We start from the raw sequence: 23,215 nt of genomic DNA, 5'->3' as shown, positions 1-23,215 counted from the left end.
AATTAAATTTTACCTGGAATTTTTTTCAATGATTCTTCGGGGTTGGCTATAATCAAATATTTATGCTCGAGTAATAAAAGCGGATTGATATTTTTAATCTCTTCCACTTCCATATTCCCAAAATTCCTAAAACTCTTCTCCAAATTTTTATTTTTATCAGCCAAAGCAATGACTGCTGAATTCTTTTTCTTAGAAACCAAATTTTCAAAACCAGAAACAGCGGAAAGAGAGGACAGCGCTTTTTTAGCTTCACTGGTTTTTGGCCCAGAGAAATCAAAAGATTCAATAAATAATATCTCACCATCAGCTAACTTTCGGCTCAAAACCACCCTTAAGGCCTTATTTTTTTCTTTTTTATTTATCTTTTTTTCAAAACTCTTATCACTTCGAGGACCGTGAGCAACTCCGCCACCAACCCAAATCGGGCTTCGAATTGAGCCGTGTCTGGCACGACCAGTCCCTTTTTGCCTCCAAGGTTTTTTACCACCACCACTTACTTCACCTCTATTTTTAGTGTGAGCCGTACCGGCCCTTTTGTTTGAAGCCATAGAAACCGCAACTTTGTGAATCAAATCGTCATTCCACGCAACACCAAAAACCTCTTCGGGTAATTGAATCTTTCCCGCCTCTTTTCCTTCTTTGTTGTAAATTTTGGCTTCCATAAATATTAAGTAAAAATCAATACTACTCTATAGACAAGATTTCAACAAAAGTTCCTTTTCTGCCGGGCACCGCACCGGAAACCATTAAATACCCTTCATCATTGTCAACTTTAACGATTTTCAAATTTTTGACAGTTACTCTGTCTCCACCCATTCTACCGGCCATTTTCATGCCTTTTACCACTCGGCCACCCGCTCGTCCGCCACCACCAATTGATCCTGGCTCCCTTTCAGAATGTTTCTGACCGTGAGTCCTAGGACCACCGGCAAAACCATGTCTTTTTACAACGCCCTGAAAACCCTTGGCTTTGGAAACCGCCGAGACACGGACATCGTCGTTTTCAGAGAAAATCGAGGAAACAATCTTGTCACCAACCTTAAAAGAAGACAAATCTTCTCCGGACAAGCGAAACTCTTTAAAGTATCTATAGTTTCCCAAATCTTTCAAATGACCCTTTTGTGGCTTTTTTATCTTTTTTTCTTTTACCTCCTGAAAACCAACCTGCAAGGCAAAATAGCCATCAGTTTCAAGATTTTTTATCTGCGTGACAACCTGCGGACAAGTTTTAACAACCGTTGCCGGCACAGCCCGTCCGTCGGTATCAAATATTTGGGTCATTCCGATTTTCTCTCCGATGATAAATTTCATAATAATTTAGAAAACTAGACTTCAGGCCCAGAAACAAATTTTAGTCTCTAGCACCCAAAGTCTAGCGCCTATTCTTACATTATTTTCACGTCTATTTCAACTCCTGAAGGTAGGTTAAGGTTGGTTAAAGATTCAACTATTTTAGGGTCCGGATTAATGATATCAATCAGTCTTTTATGAACCCTCATCTCAAATTGCTCTCTTGAGTTTTTATAAACAAAAGATGCTCGGTTAACGGTGTATTTTTTTATCTCTGTTGGAAGAGGAATTGGCCCAACGACTTCAGCATCAAACCTCAAGGCGGTATCAATAATCTGTTTTACCGATAGATCCAGAACTTTATGTTCATAAGCTCTGACACGAATCCTCAGTTTTGAAATACCAGCATCTCCGCCCTTTTTGGCCTTTTTTTCTTTTTTTTCTTTAGTTGGCATATTTTGGTTTTACGATTTACCAAACACCGTTAACTTAAGATGACAATGAGCTTGATTGATTATCTATGCTATAACCTTGGTAACAACTCCGGCACCAACTGTTTTACCTCCTTCTCTAATGGCAAACCTTTGTTGTTCTTCAAGGGCGACCGGTGCCACAAGTTTGACTTTGAGTTTTACTGTATCTCCGGGCATAACCATTTCAACGCCTTCCGGCAAAGTAGATTCTCCAGTAACGTCAGTTGTTCTCATGTAGAATTGCGGTTTGTATCCAGTAAAAAATGGAGTGTGGCGTCCACCTTCCTCTTTCTTCAAGATATAGACTTCCGTTTCAAATTCGGTGTGCGGAGTAATTGAACCTGGCTTGGCTAGAACTTGACCGCGGTGAATATCCTCTTTCTTCAAACCGCGAAGTAGTATTCCGGCATTATCACCAGCCATACCTTCGGAGAGTGATTTATTGAACATTTCAATTCCAGTAACAACTGTTTTCTGGGTATCTTTAAGTCCGACAACCTCAATTTCTTCACCAACTTTCAACTTTCCTCTCTCTATTCTACCTGTTACCACAGTTCCTCTACCTTCAATTGAGAAAATATCTTCAACTGGCATAAGAAATGGTTTTTCAACATCTCTTTCCGGCATTGGAATATATTCGTCAAGAGCATTAGCCAATTCCATAACCTTTTGCGACCATTCATCATTATTGTCTTGAGATTCTAATGCCTTGAGAGCAGAACCGCGAATAACCGGAGCATTAGCACCGTCAAATTCATATTTATTCAAAAGCTCTCTGACTTCTTCTTCAACTAGGTCAATAAGCTCTTTGTCTGGCACAGCGTCACACTTATTTAGAAAAACGATTATTTTAGGCACGCCGATTTGCTTGGCCAAAAGAATGTGCTCTCTGGTCTGTGGCATAACACCGTCGGTTGCGGCAACAACCAAAATCGCGCCGTCCATTTGAGCGGCACCAGTAATCATGTTTTTAATATAGTCAGCGTGGCCCGGGGCATCAATGTGAGCATAATGTCTTTTGTCTGTCTCATATTCGTTGTGAGACAAAGCAATAGTAATACCTCTGGCTTTTTCTTCCGGAGCCGAGTCAATTTGGTCTACGCCCTTCAACTTAACGTTTTTGCCGGCACGATTCAAAACATTCAAAATCGCAGCGGTCAAAGTAGTTTTGCCGTGGTCAACGTGACCAATGGTTCCGACGTTGACATGTGGCTTGGATCTATCAAAATCTGCCATATTATTTTTTATTGTTAATTGTTAATTATTAACTGATTGTCGCTGTCTTTCAAAACAAGCAACAAAAATCACTTCACTTTTAAGTGTAGAACCATACTAACAGAAAAACAGTTAGAGTCAAGGATTTCCTGTTAATTATTAAGATTTGAGTATTCAAAACGTTTCTATCACTAAAAGCAAGACAGTTGAATACTCTTTTTTAAATACCTATTTTCTTGACTCAATTATTTCTTGAGCAACGTTTGGAGGTACGATTTCGTAATGATCAAATTCCATCATAGCAGTGCCTCGTCCTTCAGTCATAGAACGCAAGGCAGTAACATATCCGAACATTTCGGAAAGCGGAACTTTGGCAACAATTGATTTTAATTCACCCTTGTCTTCCATAGAATCAATCTGACCTCTTTTAGAATTCAAATTGCCTGTTATATCACCCATAAATTTTTCCGGAACAACGACTTCAACTTTCATTATTGGCTCTAAAAGTACTGGCTTGGCTTTCTTGGCCGCTTCTTGAAAAGCTTGCGAGGCGGCAATCTTATACGCAATTTCTGAAGAATCAACATCGTGATATGAGCCGAAAGTTAATTCGCAGGAAACATCTGTCATTTTGTAGCCGGCAACAACACCTCTCTCCATAGCTTCCCTCACTCCCTTTTCAACAGCAGGAATGAATTCTTGCGGTATGACTCCGCCCTTGATTGAATCAATAAATTCAAAGCCCTCTTCCCGTTTGATATTTTTCGGTAATTTTTCTGGAGCGGGTCCAAGTGGTTTTAAAACTATCTTTACATGACCATATTGTCCACGACCACCAGTTTGTTTGATATATTTATTTTCAACTTCAGCCGTGCCGGTAATTGTTTCTTTATATGCTACTTGCGGTTTACCGACACTTGTCTCAACACTAAATTCTCTTTTCATTCGATCAACTAAAATTTCCAAATGGAGTTCGCCCATTCCCATAATAACCGTCTCACCGGTTTCCGGATCACTTTTAACCCTGAAGGTTGGATCTTCATCCGATAGGCGCTTTAGGGCAATACCCATTTTTTCCTGGTCGGCCTTAGTCTTTGGCTCAACTCTCAACGAAATAACCGGTTCCGGAAATTCTATTTTTTCCAAAATGATTTGCTTGTTTTCATCACAAAGAGTGTCCCCCGTTTTGGCATTTCTAAGACCCACAGCGGCGGCGATTTCTCCAGCAAAAACTGTCTTGACCTCTTCTCTTTCGTTGGCGTGCATTCTAAGAATACGACCAAGTCTCTCTTTTTCTCCTGTTGTGGAATTATAAACATAAGAGCCAGAAGAAATTATGCCAGAGTAAACCCGGAAATAAGTTAATTGACCGACATAAGGATCGGTTTGAAGCTTGAAAGCTAGAGCGGCAAAGGGCTCGCTGTCAGAAGATTTTCTGTCTATCTCCTCTCCAGTCTTCGGGTCTATTCCTTTTATCGGAGGCACGTCAATCGGCGAGGGTAAATAATCTATCACTGCATCCAAAACCAACTGCACTCCCTTATTTTTCAAAGCCGAACCAGTGAAAACCGGCACTATCTTATTTTCAATGACGGCTTTTCTTAAAGTCTTTTTCAAATCACTAATAGGAATTTCCTGTCCATCAAGATATTTACTCATTAAAAGCTCGTCATTTTCTACAATTTTTTCAACAAGTTCCGCGTGGTACTTTAGAGCGTCGGCCTTATGGCTCTCCGGAATTTCTGCTTCTCGCAAAGTATTTCCCATCTCGCCTTCAAAATAATAAGTCTTCATTCTAAGGAGGTCTATAATCGCCTCAAAAGAGCTTTCTTCACCGATTGGAATCTGCATTCTGACTGCGTTTTTCGTCAACCTTTTCAAAATTGACTGAAACGACTTCTCGAAACTTCCGCCCATTCTGTCTAGCTTGTTGATAAAACAAATTCTTGGAACTTTATATTTGTCAGCTTGTCGCCAAACTGTTTCTGATTGTGGCTCAACGCCGGCCACACCATCAAAAACTACGACTCCGCCGTCTAAAACCTTAAGTGAGCGCTCCACTTCAACTGTAAAATCAACGTGGCCCGGAGTATCAATTATATTAAACCTATGCTTCTTACTTTGGTCGGATTTTTCTTCATAGGTCGGCACCCAAAAACAAGTGGTGGCAGCAGAAGTTATCGTAATGCCACGCTCCTTCTCCTGCTCCATCCAATCCATAATCGCTTGCCCTTCATGCACCTCGCCTATTTTGTGAGAAACGCCAGTATAAAAAAGAACGCGTTCGGAAGTGGTGGTTTTCCCAGCATCAATATGAGCGATAATGCCAAAATTTCGTACTTTTTCTAATGGATAGTCGCGATTCATAAATATTGAGAATTTTTTAAAAAGTTTGCAGTGTAAGAAAATTTATCAAAAAAAATAAGACACTACCACGCGAAATGGGCAAAGGCCTTATTGGCTTCCGCCATTTTGTGCGTATTTTCTCGCTTCTTCACCGCCTCGCCTTCATTTTTGCTGGCTGATAAAATCTCGTCTGAAAGCCGCTCTCTCATCGGCTTGCCTTTTTTGTTTCTCGCCGCTTCAATAATCCACTTCATTGAAAGGGCTTGCCTTCTTTCGGCTCTGACTTCTCTCGGAATCTGGTAATTGGCACCTCCAATTCGGCGCGAACGGACTTCCATGTTTGGAGTAGTATTTTTCAGGGCAGTTTCAAAAATTTCCAACGGGTCTTCCACTTTGGCTTTTTTAGTTAACAAATCAAAAGAATCGTATACAACCTTACGAGCAACCTCTTTTTTGCCGTCTTCCATAACGTAATTTATAAACTTCTCTATCTTTTGAGAATCGTATTTATTGTCTGGCCTCAATATTCTTTTGTCTTTAATTTTTCTACGCATAAAATTAGGTTATTAGGATGTTAGGTTTTAGGAATTTTCCTAGCGCCTAGTTACTTTGGTTTTTTAGATCCATATAAACTTCTACCCTGTCGGCGGCTCTCAACACCGGTCGTATCCAAAACGCCACGGACAATCGTGTAGCGCAAACCAACATCCTTTACTCTTCCTCCTCTTAAAAGCACAACGGAGTGTTCCTGTAGAGCATGTCCAATACCAGGAATATAGGCGGTTACTTCCATGCCATTTGTCAAACGTACTCTGGCGATTTTTCTGATAGCAGAATTCGGTTTTTTTGGAGTTTTGGTAGTAACTTTAACGCAAACACCTCTTTTAAAAGGCGCCGGGTAATATACCGGCTTATTTTTAAGCACATTAAAACCTTTGGCCAAAGCCACCGCTTTTGACTTCTTTGAAATCTTTTTTCTGCTTTTTTTTACTAATTGATTGATCGTCGGCATAATTAAAATCAAATTTGAAAACCCGAAACGCTAAAAAACAAATACAGGGCTGTATATTATCACAGACCAAAGAGAAAGCAAGACTTGGAATCTGGGAAAACTAAAGTCAGCCCAAAAATCTCATTAGTCCGTCTATACCAGCTGGACCAGTTATTAGATAAAAGAACCACAAGACAACCGGAAAGATAAATCGCCAAAGAACAAAGATGAAAAAAATTACCAAAATTAAGCCAAATTGCTCCAAGACAAGACGAAATCTCTGCATGTGGTATGGCAAAACGGAAAAAAGTATTTTTGAACCATCAAGAGGTGGGATTGGGACAAGATTGAAAATCGCCAGAATAATATTCATAAAGACAACAATACTCGCTAAATCAGTGAAAGCCGGCGGAAAAACTCCAAAAACGACATTCAGTCGGACGATTAAGCCGAATATTACGGCTATCAATATATTGGTTAAGGGCCCAGCGGCGGCTACAATCGCTTCTCCCCATTTTTGGTTGCGAAGATTGTAGGGATTGTAAGGAACCGGCTTCGCCCAACCAAAAATTAGATTGCCGGGTAAAATATAGAGTAAAAGCGGAACCAAAACCGAGCCGACCGGGTCAAGGTGTTTAATCGGGTTTAGAGTCAGCCGACCGGCGTATTTAGCGGTAGAATCGCCAAGCCAAAGAGCCGAGTAGCCGTGAGCCAGTTCGTGGATCACTACCGACATTATGAGTATGACTATTATAAAAATAAAATCAGGACCGGCCATAAAAAGTTTAAAGTGGGAAGTTAAAAGTTTGGATTTTTAATGAGATTATGATAGCATAATATTTCATATAATATAAAACATGAAGTCTAGAACAGAACTGGCTGAAATTCCAATGTTCAATATTACATGTTACCTGTTCCATGAGTAAGATTTGTCCAATCACACAAAAGAAAACAATCGTTGGTGGGGGATATTCCAACCGCACACGTGCCACCAAATTTAATCCGACTGGCAAAAAACCAAAGCGGCCGAATATCCAACGCAAAAGAATCTACATTCCGGAACTTAAAAAAACGGTATCTTTAAACATCTCTACTAAAGGCCTGAAAACTATTCGCAAAAACGGAGCTTTCAAAACTCTAAAGGAAGCTGGGGTGATTTAAATAGGCGCTAGGTGTTAGGCGCTAGGCTCTAGCAAAACCCCCCAGCGGTCAGACCGTTGGGGGTTTTAAATTTACTTAAATTAATCTCTAATTTCCAACCGCCGGCCGTCGGATTTGAAAAGGATTGTACCGCGGTCATAAGTGCCGAGGATTTTTGTTCCGGTGTTTTTCAAAATTTCCAAGACTTCGCTGTGTGGATGACCATATCTATTATCACGACCAGCCGAAATAATTGCGTATTTTGGATTAACAGCTGTAACAAAATCATCGGAAGTTGACGTTCGAGAGCCGTGATGCCCAACTTTCAAGACGTCGCTTTCTAAAAATTCATTATCCAAAAAATTCAAATATTCCTCTATTTTTATCGGCGCGTCGCCCGCAAGCAAAAAACTTGTATCACCAAAAAATAATTTACCGACGATTGAAGCGTCATTCGGGTTAAGCCCTGAAACATCTCGGTCGGGAAACAAGACAACAAAAACAACCCCACCGCCCAAATCAATTTTCATACCTCTTCTTGCTATCAGTTTTTGGGAATCAGACAAGGCAACTGCATTTTGAAAATCCCTAAAAATTCTGGTTTCAGCTAAGACGTCCGGATCGATAACAAAATCCACCTCAAAACGCCTGAAAATTTCCGACAAGCCGCCAATGTGATCGGCATCCGGGTGTGTTGCCAATACAACATCAATCTTTTTACTATAGAAAGGTATAGCTTTAGATAAGGCCAACATCAAAGCCGAAGCGCTCTGCCCGCCATCAATTAACATTTTATTGCCAGAGGGTGATTTTATTAAAATTGCATCTCCTTGACCGACATCTAAAAAATAAATTTGAAATTGAGAATTACCGGAAGACCAAACAACACTCCAAATAAAAACATTTGTTAGAAGAAGCAGAACAACAAGCGCAATTTTTGAATGCTTTTGAATAGTTTCTAACATTCTAAAAAAATAAAAAATCAAGATAATAATACAACCTCTCCCCCTCATAGACAACTATTGGATTTTTATGTATTATAATAAACGGAGCTTGGTAAACACTCGTTGTGTTTGCCCCACACACCAACAAACAGAAAGAGGTTAGACGTGCACAAGACAAATACAGCTGGAGGTGTGATCCTGAAATTTCTTACAACAATCTGGAAGAATTGCCCGGAGATTTATGTGGGGGCAGTCGGACTTGCAGCATGGTCTGGGGCATTTGCCTGCATGATGACGTAACTACTTTCCGTTCACCCTAAACCCGTCCCACCGCCCCGCCTTTTGGTGGGGTTTTTCTTTTTTTAAAAAATTGATAGATGTTATAATGTAAAAATTACTTACTCTCATTAAAAAATATGCAGTATCAAGAACAAAAATTTAATATTCCGGAGCTTAAGGGAATATCAGCGAAAAATATTGAGGAGCATTTGAAGCTTTATTCGGGCTATGTTAAGCATACTAATTTAATTTTGGAGAAAATTGCCGAACTTTCAAAAGACAGAGAAAAAAATACTTACCAGATTGGCGAACTCCGCCGACGGCTTGGCTTTGAATTTGACGGCATGAGAAACCACGAATTTTATTTCAAATCATTTGAAGGCGGAGCAAGAGAGCTTAAAGACGACTCAAAACTAAAAACAAAAACCACAGAAGAATTCGGAAATTTTGAAGATTGGCTTGCGGAATTCAAGCATATGGCACTAACCCGCGGAATCGGATGGGCAATCCTTTATCACGACAAAAAAGCCGACCGACTCTTAAACGCCTGGATTGACGAACAACATTTAGGACACTTAACAGGACTTTCTCCGATTTTGGCGCTTGATATGTGGGAGCACGCTTTCGTTTACGATTATCAACCGAGCGGTAAAAAACAATACGTGGAAGACTTTTTTGAAAATTTAAATTGGGAGACCATTGAAAACAATTACTCGCAAAATTAAAAAATAAAAAATGAAGTTGGCTGATTGGCTGTTTTATTCTCTCGCCGCTTTTGTTGTCGGAGTTTTCTTAAGGTCATTTTTTGATTTTCCCTGGCTTTTTTTCATTAACCTCTCTTTTATTTCACTCGCTGTATTTACGCTAATCTTTATATTAGATCGCCAAGCGCTTAAATTTTTTCTTGGTATCGCTTTCATTTCTGTTTTTGCCGGTTTGGGAATTTTAAGAACCGAAGCAAAACTCTTTGCTAAAGATGAACTGCGGATTTTTAGAGACACTGAAGAAGTCGTCAAAATCTCTGGCGTCATAAGGGGGCAAAGAGATTTAAGAGAAAATCACATCAAGTATATCTTGCTAACCCAACCTCTAAACGAAAAGATTTTAGTCAGCACCGAGCTTTCCCAAAAATTTAACCCGGGAGACAAAATTTTAATTCAAGGCACATTACAAACTCCTAAAGAATTTCCTGATTTCAATTATCGCGAATTCTTATCAAAAGACGGCATCCGAACCGTTTCCTATTATCCGGAAATAGAAATTCTCCAAAAGAGTGGTTTCAATTTCTATGTCGCGATTTTACAAATAAAAGAAAAGCTAAGGCAGGCCAACAGACGCGCCCTACCTTTTCCTGAAAGCGAACTTTTAGGCGCGATGGTTTTGGGCGATAAACAACTTCTGCCGGATTATCTGAAGGAATCTTTTAACACAACCGGTATCCGCCACATCACCGCCATTTCTGGAATGCACATCACCATCATCGCTTCACTTCTTATGGCTTTTTTTGCTTATGGAACCAAGTTGGGAAAGGATCGGGGTTTTTATCTGGTTTTATTTTTTCTTATTTTTTATATTGCCCTTGTCGGCTTTCCACCATCAGCGGTCAGAGCCGGCATTATGGCAAGTATAGTGCTTCTGGCGGAAAAGGTGCGGAGAAATTACTTCGCACCAAGAGCTTTAGTCTTGGCGGCATTCGCAATGCTTCTTTTTAATCCCGCACTTTTGCGTTTTGATGCCGGTTTTCAACTGTCATTTCTAGCGGTTTTGGGAATTATCTATATCGCCCCGCTTTTTAATTTAATACTTGAAAAAATTTCTGTATTGAAAAACAAAAAATTAGTTTGGTTGAAAAAAGTCTTATCAATGACTTTAGGCGCCCAGATTTCAACTTTGCCGATTTTGGTTTACAACTTCGGACTCTTTTCTCTTTCCGCGCCGGTAGTCAACGTTCTTGTCGTGCCCCTCTTGCCTTTTGTCATCGGTTTCGGTTTTATCGGAATCTTAGCCGGCCTCGTTTCTCAAGCTGTTGGAGTGGTTTTCTCTTTTCCGGCATTTCTTTTATTGAGCTATATAATTTCTTTAAGCCAGTTTTTTGATAACTTTAAATGGAGCGGTATAAAAGTAGAAAATTTCCATTGGTCACTCGTGATTGTTTTTTATGTTTTTCTAATTACCACTGTAGTGTTCTTAAGAAATAAATATTTAAAACAAAGAAACTCGGAAACACTCTAGGGTTATGAATAAGAGCAATCATGCTTAAAAATCGACTTCTTTTCAGCTTCATTTTTCTACACTACTCTACACCGCCCTGCACCGCCCAGAAAATTAACTTCAGAGAGACCAGTTTTTTATAATTTCTTTTTCTTCTTCCGCACTTAATGCTTTTTTGAATCTGGCGCCACTTTTGCCTTTTACCCTCCTCTCACACTCTGCCCAAGTTTTATGCTTCTCGACCACACCTTCTACCATACTTAAATACGAATAAGCTTTACTGCGAGAGCGATTTTTAGAACTTTTTTTCTTTTCTTCCCCGTTCAAATTTAAAATATCAATTTTATATTTTGAAATATCACTTGAAAAAAGATTTGTGGCTTTTCCGTCGGCAAATTCAGTGGCAATTTGGTCTACTCTCTCATTGCCGGCAATTCCGGAATGTCCACCAACATATTTCCATTCTATCTCTCTAAACTTTGTCAGCTCTAAAAGTTTTTCCCATAAATCTTTGTTCAAAACTGGCTCTTTGTTTTTGGTAACCCAATTTCTTTTCTCCCAAGAAAAAATCCATTTAGTTATTCCGTCTATTAAGTATTTTGAATCGGTGTAAATTAGTGTATAGCCACCAGAGTTTAGGGTATGAGAAAATTCTAAAGCCTTTATTGCGGCAGTTAATTCCATGCGGTTGTTGGTGGTATGTTCTTCTCGCCCGCCGAGTTCGACAATCCGCGTTAATCCGCGTGCATTTTCATCCGCGTTAATCCGTACATCGCCGCTTTCAGCGATGATGGCACCCCAGCCCCCCGGGCCCGGATTACCCCGTGACGCGCCGTCTGTAAAAATTATAATTTGTGATTTCTGATTCATTATATTTTTTTAAAAACTTCAACAATCCGCAGACGAAGCTCCGGACGATTCATAAAAAAAGACTTCTCCAAGTTGACCGCTAAATCCACTCTGCTTCCCTCCACCAAATCTTCAAATTTCTCCGGTTTGGCAAAAAAACAAATGCCTGGTATGTCAGTTTCCAGAAAAGTAATTCGAACATGCTTGCCTCCTTGACCAAATTTTTTGATTGATTTTATTTCCAAATTCTCCAAAAGAAAAACGGGCTTAGGATTACCGACACCAAAAGGTGATAGTTTTTCAATTAATTCAAAAGTTTTCGGAGTTAAGTCTTGGCTACTCAATTTTCCGTCAATTGCCAAAATCCCACCCTCTATTTTATTTTCAAGAGCCAAATCGTCGCAAACCGCAAAAATTCTCTCCGGCAAAGTGTGAATTTTTTCAAAAAAGACCGAGAAACCGCCGGCCATTTTGTGACCGCCGAACTCTAAAAAACAATCTTTAGTCCGCTCCATCACAGCCAGAATATCTGCCCTGCCATCGGAACGACACGAACCTTTTATCATATTCTCCCCGTCTCGACCCCAAAGAAAAACCGGTCGTTTAAAATCCTCAACCAAACTATTGGCTACTAAACCAAGCAGAGATGGCCGCCAGTTTGGATTACCAATTACAACCGCCCTGTCGTGGATTCCTGGATCATTGTCTCTAATTCTTCCTCTAATTTCTTTTACGATTATGGCCACAAGACCCTTTCTTTCATCGTTGATTTTATTTAGCCGTAACACCGCCACTTCGGCTTCCGAAAAATTCTTAGCGGTTAAAAAAGAAAAGGCGTCGTCAGCGCTGCCCATTCTGGAAGCGGCGTTAATCCGAGGGGTAATCATAAAAGTTATATCGTCTTCGGAAAGAAATCTTTGGTTTATTCTCAATTTCTGGAAAATTTGACGCAGACCCGGCCGCCGCGACTTTCGCAAAACTTTCAGGCCGTAATAAGCAAAAATTCTGTTCTCTCCCAAAAGCGGCACCATGTCAGAGAGAGTCGCCAGGCCGGCCATATCTAAAAACCATTTCTCTTTGCCAGACGGCCAAGAAAAATCGCCTTTTTGGATCAGAGCTTGAATGAGCTTATAAACCACCGCCGCCCCGCATAGATGCGGAAAAGGATAAGTTGAGTCCGGTCGCTTGGGATTTATGACCGCCAAAGCCGGAGGTAAGCCACCGCCGTTTATTTCGTGGTGGTCCGTAATAATGACATCAACTCCAAGGTCGTTAGCTTTTTTGACTTGCGCAACGTCCGCCGTGCCACAATCAATTGTAATGATAAGTCGAGTATTTTTTTCAGCAAAACTTTCAACCGCCTCCAAATGTAAGCCGAAGCCATCGTTGTGTCGATGCGGAATATAGTTTTCAAAATTTTTAAAGTTGATTTGCTCAAAGAAATCCCGAAGCATTACTGCGCCCGGAATACCATCGGCGTCGTAGTCGCTGTAAATGATAATTTTTTGATTCTCTTTTATAGCAGAAATAATCCGTTCAGCGGCAATTTCAATATCGTTCAATAGAAAAGGGTCGTGAAGATGCTCGTCGTAATCTGGATTTAAAAATTTTTCTATCTCCGCTTCAGTTTTTAATCCCCTTAAATAAAGAAGTTTTTTAAGAAGAATGTCGGCGTCATTCCCCGAGTCACCTGCCAAAACCGGGACTTCCGCCAAAGAATATTCTTTCATTTTCAAGATTATATCATGCTATAATCCCCAACATGGAAAAAGATTGCATTTTTTGCAAAATTGCCAGAAAGGAAGTGTCGGCTCACATAGTTTACGAAGACGAAAACTTTATGGCTTTTTTAGACATCAATCCACAGACACCGGGACACGTTCAAGTTGTTCCCAAAGAGCATTACCGTTGGGTTTGGGATGTGCCTAATATTGGTGAATATTTTGAAATTACCCGGAAAATCGCCCTAGCCCAGAGAAAGGCCTTTAAAACAGAGTGGATTTTATGCCGAATTATCGGCGACGAACAGCCCCACGCCCACATTTGGGTCTTCCCAGCCGGAGATGCCGAGGGACACAAAAGCGACCTACCAGAGAACGCTGAAAAGATAAAAGAAAACCTTGAATAGAGTCTAGAGACTAGGGTTTAGGGTTTAGGGAAATACTAGAAAATTCTTAGTCAGACAATCAATCCCCCCAATCCAAGGGTAGTCCTTGTACCAAGGGTAGTCCTTGTAAAAGCTTTATTTTAAGGCGTGTTTTAACTACTTAGAGAAGAAAGATAGCTGAAAATACTTGACAAAAATAAAAAAAGGTATAGAATCTTCGACAGAGCGTTCGGGTAGCGATTTGGGGCTGTGCCCTGCGCCGTGACCCCGAACGAAGAGGTAGAGGATGTGCGGAAGAAGTCATTCACCTTCCGTACAGGAGAATCCTCTGTCTTTAATCATTTTCTCCACAACCCGTCGCGAGTTATGCCCTCGCGACGGGTTTTCTATTTTAAAAGTAAAATCTAACGCGAGTATTCAATCCCCGGCAAGGTCTAGATTGACAAGAAAAAGGCACGGTGGTAATCTCCTAAATAGAAACAAGTTAAGTTGGTCGCAACGAGCACGCATTGAAATTGGCCTGCCTGCAATACGGCCCCTAGTTCAGCGGAGCTCTTCACTTCGGGTCAAACGGGCACGACCTGGAGGTTGCGACTCAACACGCCCACCCCACTTTGCAGGAAAGTGAGGTTGGGCGATGGGGTTGCGTCAGCGCGCACTAGCGTTACGCGAGACCCCAGAAGCCCGGCGGACGCAAGGACGCCGGGCTTTTTTCTTACTAAATTCCTAACGCCTAGCGCCTAATTTCCTAGCTCAAGCGCTTCTATCCCCGGCAAAGTCTCGTTGGCCAGAAAATCCAACATCGCGCCGCCGGCGGTTGAGACAAAACTGAATTTTTCCAAAACGGAGTCATCTAAAGCTGAAATTGTATCTCCACCGCCCATAATTGATTTGGCCGGACTTTGAGAAATCAACTTGGCTAATTTCTGCGTACCTTCCAAAAAACTTTCTTCTAAATTCCCCATTGGGCCGTTCCAAAGAATAAATTTTGATTTTTGAATGACTCGCTCAAGAACTTCTAAGTCACTAACCACCACGTCTTTTATCGCATCTTCTTCTGAAACATTGCCAATAGATTTTTTAATCGAGATATCTTTGTTTCCGACAATGACATTTTGAGAAAGAATAACTTTTGAGTTTTGTGAAAGCCGAATGATTTCTTCTTCTATGCCTTTTGAAACAAGGGATTTTCCAACTTCAAATCCTCGGGCTTTTAAAAAATCGTTGGCTAAAACACCGCCGATAAAAATATAATCGGCAGTTTTAATAAATTTTGCAAAGAGTGGAAGTTTGGTTTCGGTTTTTGCGCCGCCGAGAATAAAAAGAAAGGGGTGTTCGGGCGAAAAAACTTTCGATAAATTTTTCAATTCTTCCTCAAATAAAAATCCAGTGAAACTCGGAAGTTTTTTCGGCAAACCGACAATTGAGGCGTGCTCTCGGTGAGAGACCGAAAAAGCATCGTTTATGTAAATATCACCGAATGAAGCCAGTTCATTAATAAAATTTTCATCGCAACTTTTTTCACCCGGCCAATTCCTTAAATTTTCTAAAAGAATTAAATCTCCGGCCCCGGCATTCTGAATAGCTATTTTAAGCTCGCTAAAATCCGAGGCAAAAATAATTTCCGGAAAATATTTTCTCAAATATTCATAAACCGGCCCTAGTCCCAAAACATTTTTATTCTTGTCTTCCAAATGAGAAAGAAGGATTATCTTAGCCCCACTCTCTTTTAAAAAATTTATAGTTGGCAGGACTTTTTTTATCCGGAAATTTTCCAGAGCTTTACCGTCTTTGATCGGAACGTTCAGATCAATACGCAGTAAAACCTTCTTACCGAACAAATCACCAATTCCTTTTAAACTTCTCACTTTAATTTTTCCAGGATTATTAAGATCTCTTTCATCTCTTTCGGATCCAAACTGGCTCGGCCTGGTAAAATTCCGGAAACCCGACCGTTTGAAATGATATCCGCGACGTTAGCCGAAGACACCGACCCGCCATAAATAATTCGGGCATTAAAAGCCGACGGCTTACCAACAATTTCTGATAAAACTTTTCTAATAAAAATTACCGCTTCATGTAAATCGGCACCTTTGAGATTATCTCTTTCACTCTTGCCAATCGCCCAGACCGGCTCATAAGCCAAAATTATTCTTGAAAAATCATTTTTCTTTAGTCCGGCAAAGGTATTCTTAATTTGATTTTTTAAAATCTCAAAAAATTTTCCATCACTATCGCGCTCGTTTTCTCCAACGCAAACCACGGGCGTAAGGCCGGCTTTAAGAGCAGTTTTTATTTTTTTATTAACTACCTCATCCGTCTCGCCACGCGCCCGCCTTTCAGAATGACCTAAAATTACATATTTAACAGCTAAACCTTTCAGCATTGTGGCGCTCGTTTCGCCGGTAAAAGCCCGACTGCCATTTTTCGGGTCTTCTTCAAAAATATTTTGAGCGCCAAGCTTTAAGTTTGAAAGCTGGAGGTTGGAAGTCGAAAGTGAAACAAGAAAAACAAACGGCGGGCAGATAACAATTTCGGTTTTTTTAAAATCTCTTGCCAGCTTTTTTATACCGGAAAAAATCCGCTTGGCCTCTTCAGCCGTTTCCGGATTCATCTTCCAATTACCAATTATTATTTTTTTCATATTTAATTCATTTTCTCCCGAAAATGTTCGAACAGAGTGAGATTACATTTTCGAGGACCCCGTTTAATTTAAAATCTAATTAACTAGTATAATATCTACTAACAAAAAAGGTTCGAACATCACGGGACCCTCGAAAAATTAAAAAATCAAAGATTTTAAATTTTTCGGGGCAATTACCAATTATTATTTTTTTCATATTTTAATTTTACTCAACCTCTCTCCAATTTAACACATTCCAGCCACCTGACGGACCTGAAGAGAATGTTATGTCAGCTAGTCCAGACTCATAATTCACCTCTCCGCTTCCGGAAATTTCAATTCGGTGAGCAACCATCGCTTTTACCCCAGAACCACCTGCAAGTCGCAAGGTTCCGTAAGGGGCAACAACAACCGCAGCCCCAGCGCTACCGGCCACACTTATAGCTGGGTTTCCCCCACACGATGCACCAAACGGGCATAAGCTTGTTGAAACCAAAATTGGAAAACTTGTTGGTTGCCCCGAACCCTCAAAAACAAAACTGCCACCAATATTTGCTCTTCCGTCAACTAAAATTATTCCACTATCATTAAGATATGACGAATGAAGTTGAAGTTTTTTTGTTCCGAAATCAATATTGCCACCAACCCAAACAGTCTTAGTCGGCATTAGGATATTTGTATCGCCACCAGACATAGATAAATTGCCGTTCACTTTCAAAAATCCATTTATTATTGTCGTGCAACTTGAACCTATGCTCATATTACCAGTAACCAAAAGGTCGCTGAAAACTGCTTGATAACCGTTATTGCAACTAATGGTTAAGTTACCATTTACCTTGAGGGGCGTGTTTTTATTAATTCCGTCCCACGGCACAGTCATTGTCTCACTCTGCTCCCATAAATCACTGTTAGATATAGAGTCCGAAACCTCATCCTTCCATGACTGAATATTTGAATCAGAAATTGGGAAACCTTGAGGCGCAGGATCAGCACGAGATGTGTCACATGGGGTTCCGCTAGGTCCTGGATAATTATTAATTGAGTTTTGACAATACATTGTGCCATAAGTCCTAGTCTGAATAATTGTGTTTGCCCAACTGTCGCCGTTTATATTAAAAGGTTGATACCACTGACTACCGCCTTCCCCCTCAATCTTTGAAACAAAGCCATCAATAAATATTTCAAAATAGCCATCTAACCCCGAAGGAAAGGTGTCGTTCCACGTCGAACCAAATCTCCCGACCTTGCCAACGCCACTCGCATAATCAGTATTTGCTCCAATTGTATAACTTCCAGAATTATTTGCTTTGTCTAAGACCAACCAATAAGTAGTGTCGGATTGTATATATGGTTGAGAACCAAAAACCACCTCCACCCAACCGTAGGATGTGCCGACCGAACCGGCCGGTAATGTTACCTGTGCACCGCTCACCATTGCGCCTGGGAGACCATTATTGTCAAAAGCAATTTTGACGGTAATATTGCTCGGACTTCCGCTTTTTCTCATATACATCCTGGCTTTGTAAACAGCACCGGACTCGCTTAGCCGAAAACTTTGAGCAAAATCTTGATTACCGTTTGAAGAACCGAAGGTTAGGTCGTTTGGGGGAATGGATGGAGAGCTATTGGATTGATTAGGAAAAACTGTCGGGCTACTTGCCGCTACGACAGAGCCGGTTACTGTTACACCACTAAGACCAATAACATCACCATTAGAATAAATATTGCCATTCACGGTCGCCCCACCCTCTATACGAAAACCTCCGTTACCTGACTGGACGGCATAATTAAACGAATTACCTTCACCTAAAAATAATTCGCTTTTTATTTTACGAAAATAAGACCCTCTGTCCGCTTCAGCGACAATCACCTTATTTTGACCGGCATCAGTAATAGCAATATTTACATTATAATCACCAAAGTTAAGTTGCTCGGACGACAAAACCTCATACCCGTTAGCCAGTCTATAAAAAACGTCTTCTAATCCGCCTTCGGCTAGAAAAAAGCTTTCTTTTGATTTAAAAAGGTCGGAGGCCACGGCAATTTGCTTTGAAATCGGAATAGCAATTCCAAAAATTACAACAGAAGAAATAAGCAAAAAGAAAATAGCAGCAATCAAGACAGCTTGGCCTCGGCAAAGTGATAAGTCGTTATTTCTATTTTTTTTCATAAAACAAACTTGTTTAATTACGCATTAAAGCGCTAGCGTAAAATGTTTCGGTCTTAGCAAACTCACCAGAGCCAGCTTCTATTGTCAGAGCAATCCGGACGGCCTGCGCACCGTCTTCCGACAAGCTATAGAGCAGAAAACTTCCAATTGTAGCTCGCGAATCAATTAGCGGCGCGACTAATTCACCATCTCTAAATTTTAAAATACTGTCCTCGACAAAAAACTCAATCTCTCTTGATTCACCAATCAGATTTTCGACTTCAAGTACGAGCCGGCCGGGATTAGAACCAAACACGCTTTGGTCAAAGTCGATTCTCTTGGAACTCTTTATCTCTCGAGTCAAACGTTCTAAGGCCACCGAAGATGAATGTTCTATAACTCTGTGATTTTTTATCTTTTTTTGAGACAAAATCATCACTGAAAGAGTATTGACGACAACAACCAAAATCAAAGCCATAATAGCAATATATATCACCATCTCAATTAGAGAAAAACCAGATTTTGTTTTTTTGAGACCTGTTTTCATATATCTGATAGATACGTTGTAATAGAACGCGTGGTAGTGGCACTACTTTTCTGCCAAGAAACATAAGCGGTTAATTTTTTGGTGCCAGCATCAAGCGTACCGCTCGGCGATTCAACGACTCGACCGTCAGAGTCACGATTAACATCTTCCAAAATAAACTTTCTCTCAAAAACCCCGTCAATAAAAATATTTTCTGAAACTACCTCCCAACCGCTACCTGTAAAACTCAAAAAATAATCCTGATCTGAATCAAGGACGGCGATATTATTTTGCCAGCTGACTCTTTTCAAAAATTTTACCGCTTCTACCGTATCCTCAAGCAGAAAAGCAGCTTTAATGCTTAGTGTGTTATTAAAAGCCAATCGCAAAATAGCCGAATACGAATAAGCAATTGAGGTTATAAAAACCGTTATAATCGCAACTGCCACCAAAAGCTCCACAACAGTCAACCCTCTATTGTTTCTATTCTTCATAAAAATATTAGACTATTCTAATCTCTCTATTACACCGGTCGGATAGACAGCGATAGTAATATTGTCCTCTGAATCTTGAGTGCGAGCAATAACAATTGTCCCATGTTGATCAGTCGCGCCAGTCAATCTTTGGAAAACAACTGTGTCGGTCTCCCCACCGACCAAATTTACTCCAGAAATGACAACCAGTTCATCTAAAATATAAACTTTGTTGTCTTGCGACTCGGGAGAATAATTAGCTCCGGAAAACAAAGCTATTGTATTGCCCCCAACTTCAAAAAAAACTCCGTATTGTGAGGCATCTTTTGAAGAAATTGAGAGAGAGCGCGCTTCTTCGAGCACAGAAACTACAACACCCGCTTCTTTTTCTAATATTCTGTTTTTATGCAAGGCGGCAAAAGAAGCGTAGGAAATAAACGATAAGATGGTGACAATAACGATGACAACAAGAATTTCAAGAAGAGTAAAACCCTGCTTAAAAAAAGATTTTTGATTTTTGATTTTTGACATAAAAAGCTAAACCTTCTGCACAAAAACTGATTGTTATTCTACAGTGCATCAACGAGCGAGTAAATCGGACCGAGCATTGAGACAGCAAAAATACCAACAAAGAGTCCGATAAAAACCATCAAAACCGGTTCAACAATCGTAGAAAAATTCTTGGTCTTTTGATTGACTTCTTCTTCATAAAAATCGGCGATATTGGAAAACATTTCCGAAAGCTTCCCAGTTTCTTCCCCAATAGAAACCATTTCGCCGACAAAAGGCGGATACAAATTCTGAGCGTTCTTTTCCAAGAAAACCGAAGCAATGGAATCGCCTTTTTTCACATTCTCCTCGGCTTTTTTCAAGACTTTTTTGTAGAAGGGGTTTTGAACAACCTCTTGAGTTATCTGAATCGCAACCAAAAAATCAACTCCAGCGGATAATAAACTTGAAAGCGTGCGAGCTGTGCGGGCGGAATTGCTTTCTTTTATCAAAGCTGAAATCACCGGCATTTTAAGAAAACTGAAACTCAACACTCTTCTACCACCTTTCGTCCGGAAAATAAAAGCCATTGAAGAAACTAGAAAAACCAAGATAAGCAAAGAAGAAAAAGTATTTTCTTTAAGAAAGCTACTTAAGCCAATTATTATTCTGGTGCTCAAGGGCAAATCCAGATCAAGCTCGGAAAAAGTCTGGGTCAAAGTTGGTACCAGAAAGATAAGCAACAAAACACTGATTATAAGCATTACCGAGATTACGATCGCCGGATAAATCATTGCCCCCCTCAACCTGCTGACCAAAAGACGTGTTCTTTCCATTTGTTCAGATACAGACTTAAGCGATTTAGCGATACTTCCGCTTTCTTCGCCCGCCTTAACCATAGAAACAAAGAGGGGCGAGAAAACTTCGGGAAATTGCGTCACCGACTCACTCAAAGATTCACCGCGACCAACGCCTTGTTGAATCCGTGAAATTATTGTTTTGAATTTTTTGTTTCTAGTTTGCCTTTCCAAAACCGAAAGAGAGCGCGTCATTGGCAACCCCGAATCAATCATCGAACCGAGATTCTTCGCAAAATTTATTTTTTCAGATGCTCCAACTCGTCCAAAAAGTCCGGACAAACTCGCCACCAAAGAATTCTTCTTTTTACCTTTAACTTCAAAAACTGAAATTACAGTATCTCCCGCTTTTTTCAATTCACTATAAAGAGAGCGCTCGTCAACTGCCTCCCTGACACCTTCATAACGCTCGCCTGTTGATTTAATCGCTTTGAAATTAAATTTCATTTTATTTTTATTCTGAAATAACCCTTAAAATCTCTTCAATAGTAGTGTAGCCCTGAACCGCCTTAAAAATCCCATCTTCAATCATTGTCATCATTCCCTCTTTTTTAGCTCGCTCTTCTATTTCTTTGTCGGTTTTACTCTGTAAGATTAATTCTTTTATAGAAGGTGAGATTTTTAAAACTTCATATATTCCGATTCTACCGCTAAATCCATCTTCCGATTCTTCACCCGGCTTTGGTTTGAAAAAAGGAATTTCTTTCCAATCGGCTTTTGCGTCAACAATTTTTTCCTCTTTAAGAAAATCCAAAATTCTTTCCAGATCAACCATTTTGCCTAAATTGTCTAATTCGGCTTGAGTCAGAAAATGTTTCTCCCTTTTTTCCGTTAATTTTCTAACCAAGCGTTGAGCAATCACAACATTAACGGTTGAAACAATAAGAAACGGCTCAACCTTCATGTCGATCAGACGAGGAATAGCGCCCGCAGCCGAATTGGTGTGCAAAGTGGACAACACTAAATGACCAGTCAGGGCGGCGTTGACCGCCAAAGAAGCTGTCTCATTGTCTCGAATTTCGCCAACCATAATTATGTCTGGATCTTGACGGACAAGAGTTCTCAATCCGGCAGCAAAAGTCAGTCCAATTTCCGGTTTGACCTGGGTTTGATTCACTCTATTCATTTGATATTCAACTGGATCCTCAATGGTTGAAATATTTACATCCGGGGTATTCAAAATTTCTAAAACCGAATACAAAGTTGTGGTTTTTCCGGAACCGGTCGGACCGGTGGTCAAAATCATTCCGTTTGAAAGCCGTGTGGCAGTGTGAATTCTTTCTAGGGCCTCACCGTGAAAACCAAGTAATTCCAAAGTAAAACCGGAGGCGTTCTCGCGCAAAAGGCGCATAACAGCTTTTTCTCCGTAATACACCGGCAGAGTTGAGACGCGAAAAGAAACTTTCTCGCTGGCCATATCAATCCTGAAACGACCGTCTTGCGGCAAGCGCTTTTCATCCAATTTCAAGTTAGCAAGAACTTTTATTCTAGCAATTATGCTTAAAGCGACATTTTTCGGCAAAACCATCGCATCGCGCAAAATTCCATCTATGCGATAACGAACAACAACTTGGCTCTCCAGTGGTTCAATATGAATATCGGACGCCTTTTGAATAATTGCGTGTTTGAGAAGAGTGTCAACAATCCTTACGACCGGCAAATCCTCCGCCAGCTTTTTCAAATCGTCGCCCGACATCTCCTCGGGTCCGCCTTCTGTCACCATTTTCAGAGAATCTGATTCTTTTTTGATTATTTCTCCGAATTCAGCTTTAAGTGATTTTTGATACTGGAGAATAACATCTCTAATTGACTCTTCATTGGTCAAGCGGGGTAGAATCTTCAAGCCAACCCGCTTCCTGACAAAATCAATCGCTGGTAAATCATCAGTATCAAGCATTGCCACCTCAAGAGAATCTTTAGTCTTTCGAAAAGCCACAATGCTGTGACTTCTAGCCACCGGCTCCGGAATTAGAGACAAAACTTCAAAATCAATCTTTTGATTTTTAAGATCTACAAAGGGAATGCCTAAAACCATAGCTTGAATCCTCCGAAGCTCATCGGTATTTAACAAATTATTTTTAAGAAGCACGTCTTCCAGTTGTTTTTTTTCAGATTTAGATTTTTTTTCCGCTTCTTTTAAATCCTTTTGAGAAATTAGACCGGAGTCAACGATAAATTCTTTTAATTGTTCCGAGTTAACGTGCATAAAAAATGTTTAAGAAAAATTTCTACAATTGAATTATAACAAAAAAC

Annotated in this window: 24 protein-coding genes; 5 read left to right on the top strand and 19 right to left on the bottom strand. The window is 40.3% G+C overall.

Translation table 11 applies throughout. The features are described from left to right. Positions 1 to 2 precede the first annotated feature (2 nt). From rplD to QY304_03210, 8 genes are all read right to left on the bottom strand, one after another. Complete coding sequence (gene rplD / locus QY304_03245; GenBank protein ID WKZ26382.1) at positions 3 to 662, bottom strand: 50S ribosomal protein L4; 660 nt, start codon at positions 660 to 662, stop codon at positions 3 to 5. Positions 663 to 684: 22 nt separating this feature from the next. After that, positions 685 to 1,311 (bottom strand): 50S ribosomal protein L3, encoded by a 627-nt coding sequence (gene rplC / locus QY304_03240; protein WKZ26381.1) that lies wholly within the window; start codon positions 1,309 to 1,311, stop codon positions 685 to 687. Positions 1,312 to 1,385: 74 nt separating this feature from the next. After that, positions 1,386 to 1,745, bottom strand: coding sequence for a 30S ribosomal protein S10 (gene rpsJ / locus QY304_03235; protein WKZ26380.1), 360 nt, complete (start codon positions 1,743 to 1,745; stop codon positions 1,386 to 1,388). Positions 1,746 to 1,808: 63 nt separating this feature from the next. Continuing rightward, a complete protein-coding gene (gene tuf, locus QY304_03230; protein WKZ26379.1) occupies positions 1,809 to 2,999 on the bottom strand; it encodes an elongation factor Tu in 1,191 nt (396 codons plus the stop codon). Between the two features lie 207 nt (positions 3,000 to 3,206). After that, entirely contained in the window at positions 3,207 to 5,345 is a 2,139-nt protein-coding gene (fusA, locus tag QY304_03225) for an elongation factor G (protein ID WKZ26378.1), read from the bottom strand. A gap of 62 nt (positions 5,346 to 5,407) precedes the next feature. Further along, positions 5,408 to 5,878, bottom strand: a complete 471-nt coding sequence (rpsG, locus tag QY304_03220; GenBank protein WKZ26377.1) for a 30S ribosomal protein S7 — start codon at positions 5,876 to 5,878, stop codon at positions 5,408 to 5,410. 50 nt (positions 5,879 to 5,928) lie between these two features. Continuing rightward, positions 5,929 to 6,336 carry a 30S ribosomal protein S12 gene (gene rpsL / locus QY304_03215; GenBank protein WKZ26376.1) on the bottom strand — a complete coding sequence of 136 codons (408 nt, stop codon included), beginning with the start codon at positions 6,334 to 6,336 and terminating at the stop codon, positions 5,929 to 5,931. Positions 6,337 to 6,442: 106 nt separating this feature from the next. Beyond that, the gene (locus QY304_03210; GenBank protein WKZ26375.1) at positions 6,443 to 7,093 is read right to left on the bottom strand and encodes a site-2 protease family protein; all 651 of its coding nucleotides are present in this window, start codon (positions 7,091 to 7,093) and stop codon (positions 6,443 to 6,445) included. A 140-nt stretch (positions 7,094 to 7,233) separates the two neighbouring features. Between QY304_03210 and QY304_03205 the strand changes: the two genes are divergently transcribed. Beyond that, positions 7,234 to 7,476 (top strand): bL28 family ribosomal protein, encoded by a 243-nt coding sequence (locus QY304_03205; protein ID WKZ26374.1) that lies wholly within the window; start codon positions 7,234 to 7,236, stop codon positions 7,474 to 7,476. A gap of 80 nt (positions 7,477 to 7,556) precedes the next feature. Here QY304_03205 and QY304_03200 read toward each other — a convergent pair whose 3' ends face one another. Next, positions 7,557 to 8,420, bottom strand: a complete 864-nt coding sequence (locus QY304_03200; GenBank protein ID WKZ26373.1) for a ComEC/Rec2 family competence protein — start codon at positions 8,418 to 8,420, stop codon at positions 7,557 to 7,559. Between the two features lie 104 nt (positions 8,421 to 8,524). Here QY304_03200 and QY304_03195 point away from each other — a divergent pair, with 104 nt between their 5' ends. From QY304_03195 to QY304_03185, 3 genes are all read left to right on the top strand, one after another. Further along, positions 8,525 to 8,719, top strand: a complete 195-nt coding sequence (locus QY304_03195) for a hypothetical protein (GenBank protein WKZ26372.1) — start codon at positions 8,525 to 8,527, stop codon at positions 8,717 to 8,719. A 96-nt stretch (positions 8,720 to 8,815) separates the two neighbouring features. Further along, positions 8,816 to 9,403: a Fe-Mn family superoxide dismutase gene (locus tag QY304_03190; GenBank protein WKZ26371.1), complete on the top strand. Its 588-nt coding sequence runs from the start codon at positions 8,816 to 8,818 to the stop codon at positions 9,401 to 9,403. A 10-nt stretch (positions 9,404 to 9,413) separates the two neighbouring features. Continuing rightward, positions 9,414 to 10,910 (top strand): ComEC/Rec2 family competence protein, encoded by a 1,497-nt coding sequence (locus tag QY304_03185; protein WKZ26370.1) that lies wholly within the window; start codon positions 9,414 to 9,416, stop codon positions 10,908 to 10,910. Between the two features lie 99 nt (positions 10,911 to 11,009). Here the strand turns inward: QY304_03185 and QY304_03180 are convergent, their stop codons facing one another. Both QY304_03180 and recJ read right to left on the bottom strand, forming a co-directional pair. Further along, the gene (locus tag QY304_03180; GenBank protein ID WKZ26369.1) at positions 11,010 to 11,759 is read right to left on the bottom strand and encodes a ribonuclease HI; all 750 of its coding nucleotides are present in this window, start codon (positions 11,757 to 11,759) and stop codon (positions 11,010 to 11,012) included. Beyond that, a complete protein-coding gene (recJ, locus tag QY304_03175; protein WKZ26368.1) occupies positions 11,759 to 13,468 on the bottom strand; it encodes a single-stranded-DNA-specific exonuclease RecJ in 1,710 nt (569 codons plus the stop codon). The genes QY304_03180 and recJ overlap by 1 nt, the downstream gene beginning before the upstream one ends. Before the next feature lie 32 nt (positions 13,469 to 13,500). Here recJ and QY304_03170 point away from each other — a divergent pair, with 32 nt between their 5' ends. Then, a complete protein-coding gene (locus tag QY304_03170) occupies positions 13,501 to 13,866 on the top strand; it encodes an HIT domain-containing protein (GenBank protein ID WKZ26367.1) in 366 nt (121 codons plus the stop codon). Positions 13,867 to 14,585: 719 nt separating this feature from the next. Here the strand turns inward: QY304_03170 and pgk are convergent. The 8 genes from pgk to QY304_03130 form a co-directional block, all read right to left on the bottom strand. After that, positions 14,586 to 15,713: a phosphoglycerate kinase gene (gene pgk / locus QY304_03165; GenBank protein WKZ26366.1), complete on the bottom strand. Its 1,128-nt coding sequence runs from the start codon at positions 15,711 to 15,713 to the stop codon at positions 14,586 to 14,588. Continuing rightward, positions 15,710 to 16,489, bottom strand: a complete 780-nt coding sequence (gene tpiA / locus QY304_03160) for a triose-phosphate isomerase (GenBank protein WKZ26365.1) — start codon at positions 16,487 to 16,489, stop codon at positions 15,710 to 15,712. Before tpiA ends, pgk begins: the two co-directional genes overlap by 4 nt. 205 nt (positions 16,490 to 16,694) lie before the next feature. Further along, a complete protein-coding gene (locus QY304_03155; protein WKZ26364.1) occupies positions 16,695 to 18,638 on the bottom strand; it encodes a choice-of-anchor R domain-containing protein in 1,944 nt (647 codons plus the stop codon). 13 nt (positions 18,639 to 18,651) lie between these two features. Continuing rightward, positions 18,652 to 19,164, bottom strand: a complete 513-nt coding sequence (locus QY304_03150; protein WKZ26363.1) for a prepilin-type N-terminal cleavage/methylation domain-containing protein — start codon at positions 19,162 to 19,164, stop codon at positions 18,652 to 18,654. Next, a complete protein-coding gene (locus QY304_03145; GenBank protein ID WKZ26362.1) occupies positions 19,161 to 19,637 on the bottom strand; it encodes a prepilin-type N-terminal cleavage/methylation domain-containing protein in 477 nt (158 codons plus the stop codon). The genes QY304_03150 and QY304_03145 overlap by 4 nt, the downstream gene beginning before the upstream one ends. Positions 19,638 to 19,649: 12 nt before the next feature. Beyond that, a complete protein-coding gene (locus tag QY304_03140) occupies positions 19,650 to 20,147 on the bottom strand; it encodes a prepilin-type N-terminal cleavage/methylation domain-containing protein (protein ID WKZ26361.1) in 498 nt (165 codons plus the stop codon). 38 nt (positions 20,148 to 20,185) lie between these two features. Further along, positions 20,186 to 21,409, bottom strand: coding sequence for a type II secretion system F family protein (locus tag QY304_03135; GenBank protein WKZ26360.1), 1,224 nt, complete (start codon positions 21,407 to 21,409; stop codon positions 20,186 to 20,188). A gap of 7 nt (positions 21,410 to 21,416) precedes the next feature. Then, positions 21,417 to 23,168 carry a GspE/PulE family protein gene (locus QY304_03130; GenBank protein WKZ26359.1) on the bottom strand — a complete coding sequence of 584 codons (1,752 nt, stop codon included), beginning with the start codon at positions 23,166 to 23,168 and terminating at the stop codon, positions 21,417 to 21,419. Positions 23,169 to 23,215 lie beyond the last annotated feature (47 nt).

The organism is Candidatus Paceibacterota bacterium (assembly GCA_030583745.1).
Lineage (GTDB): Bacteria > Patescibacteriota > Minisyncoccia > Phycocordibacterales > BOKC01 > BOKC01.
This window is presented reverse-complemented; position numbering and strand designations above follow the sequence as displayed.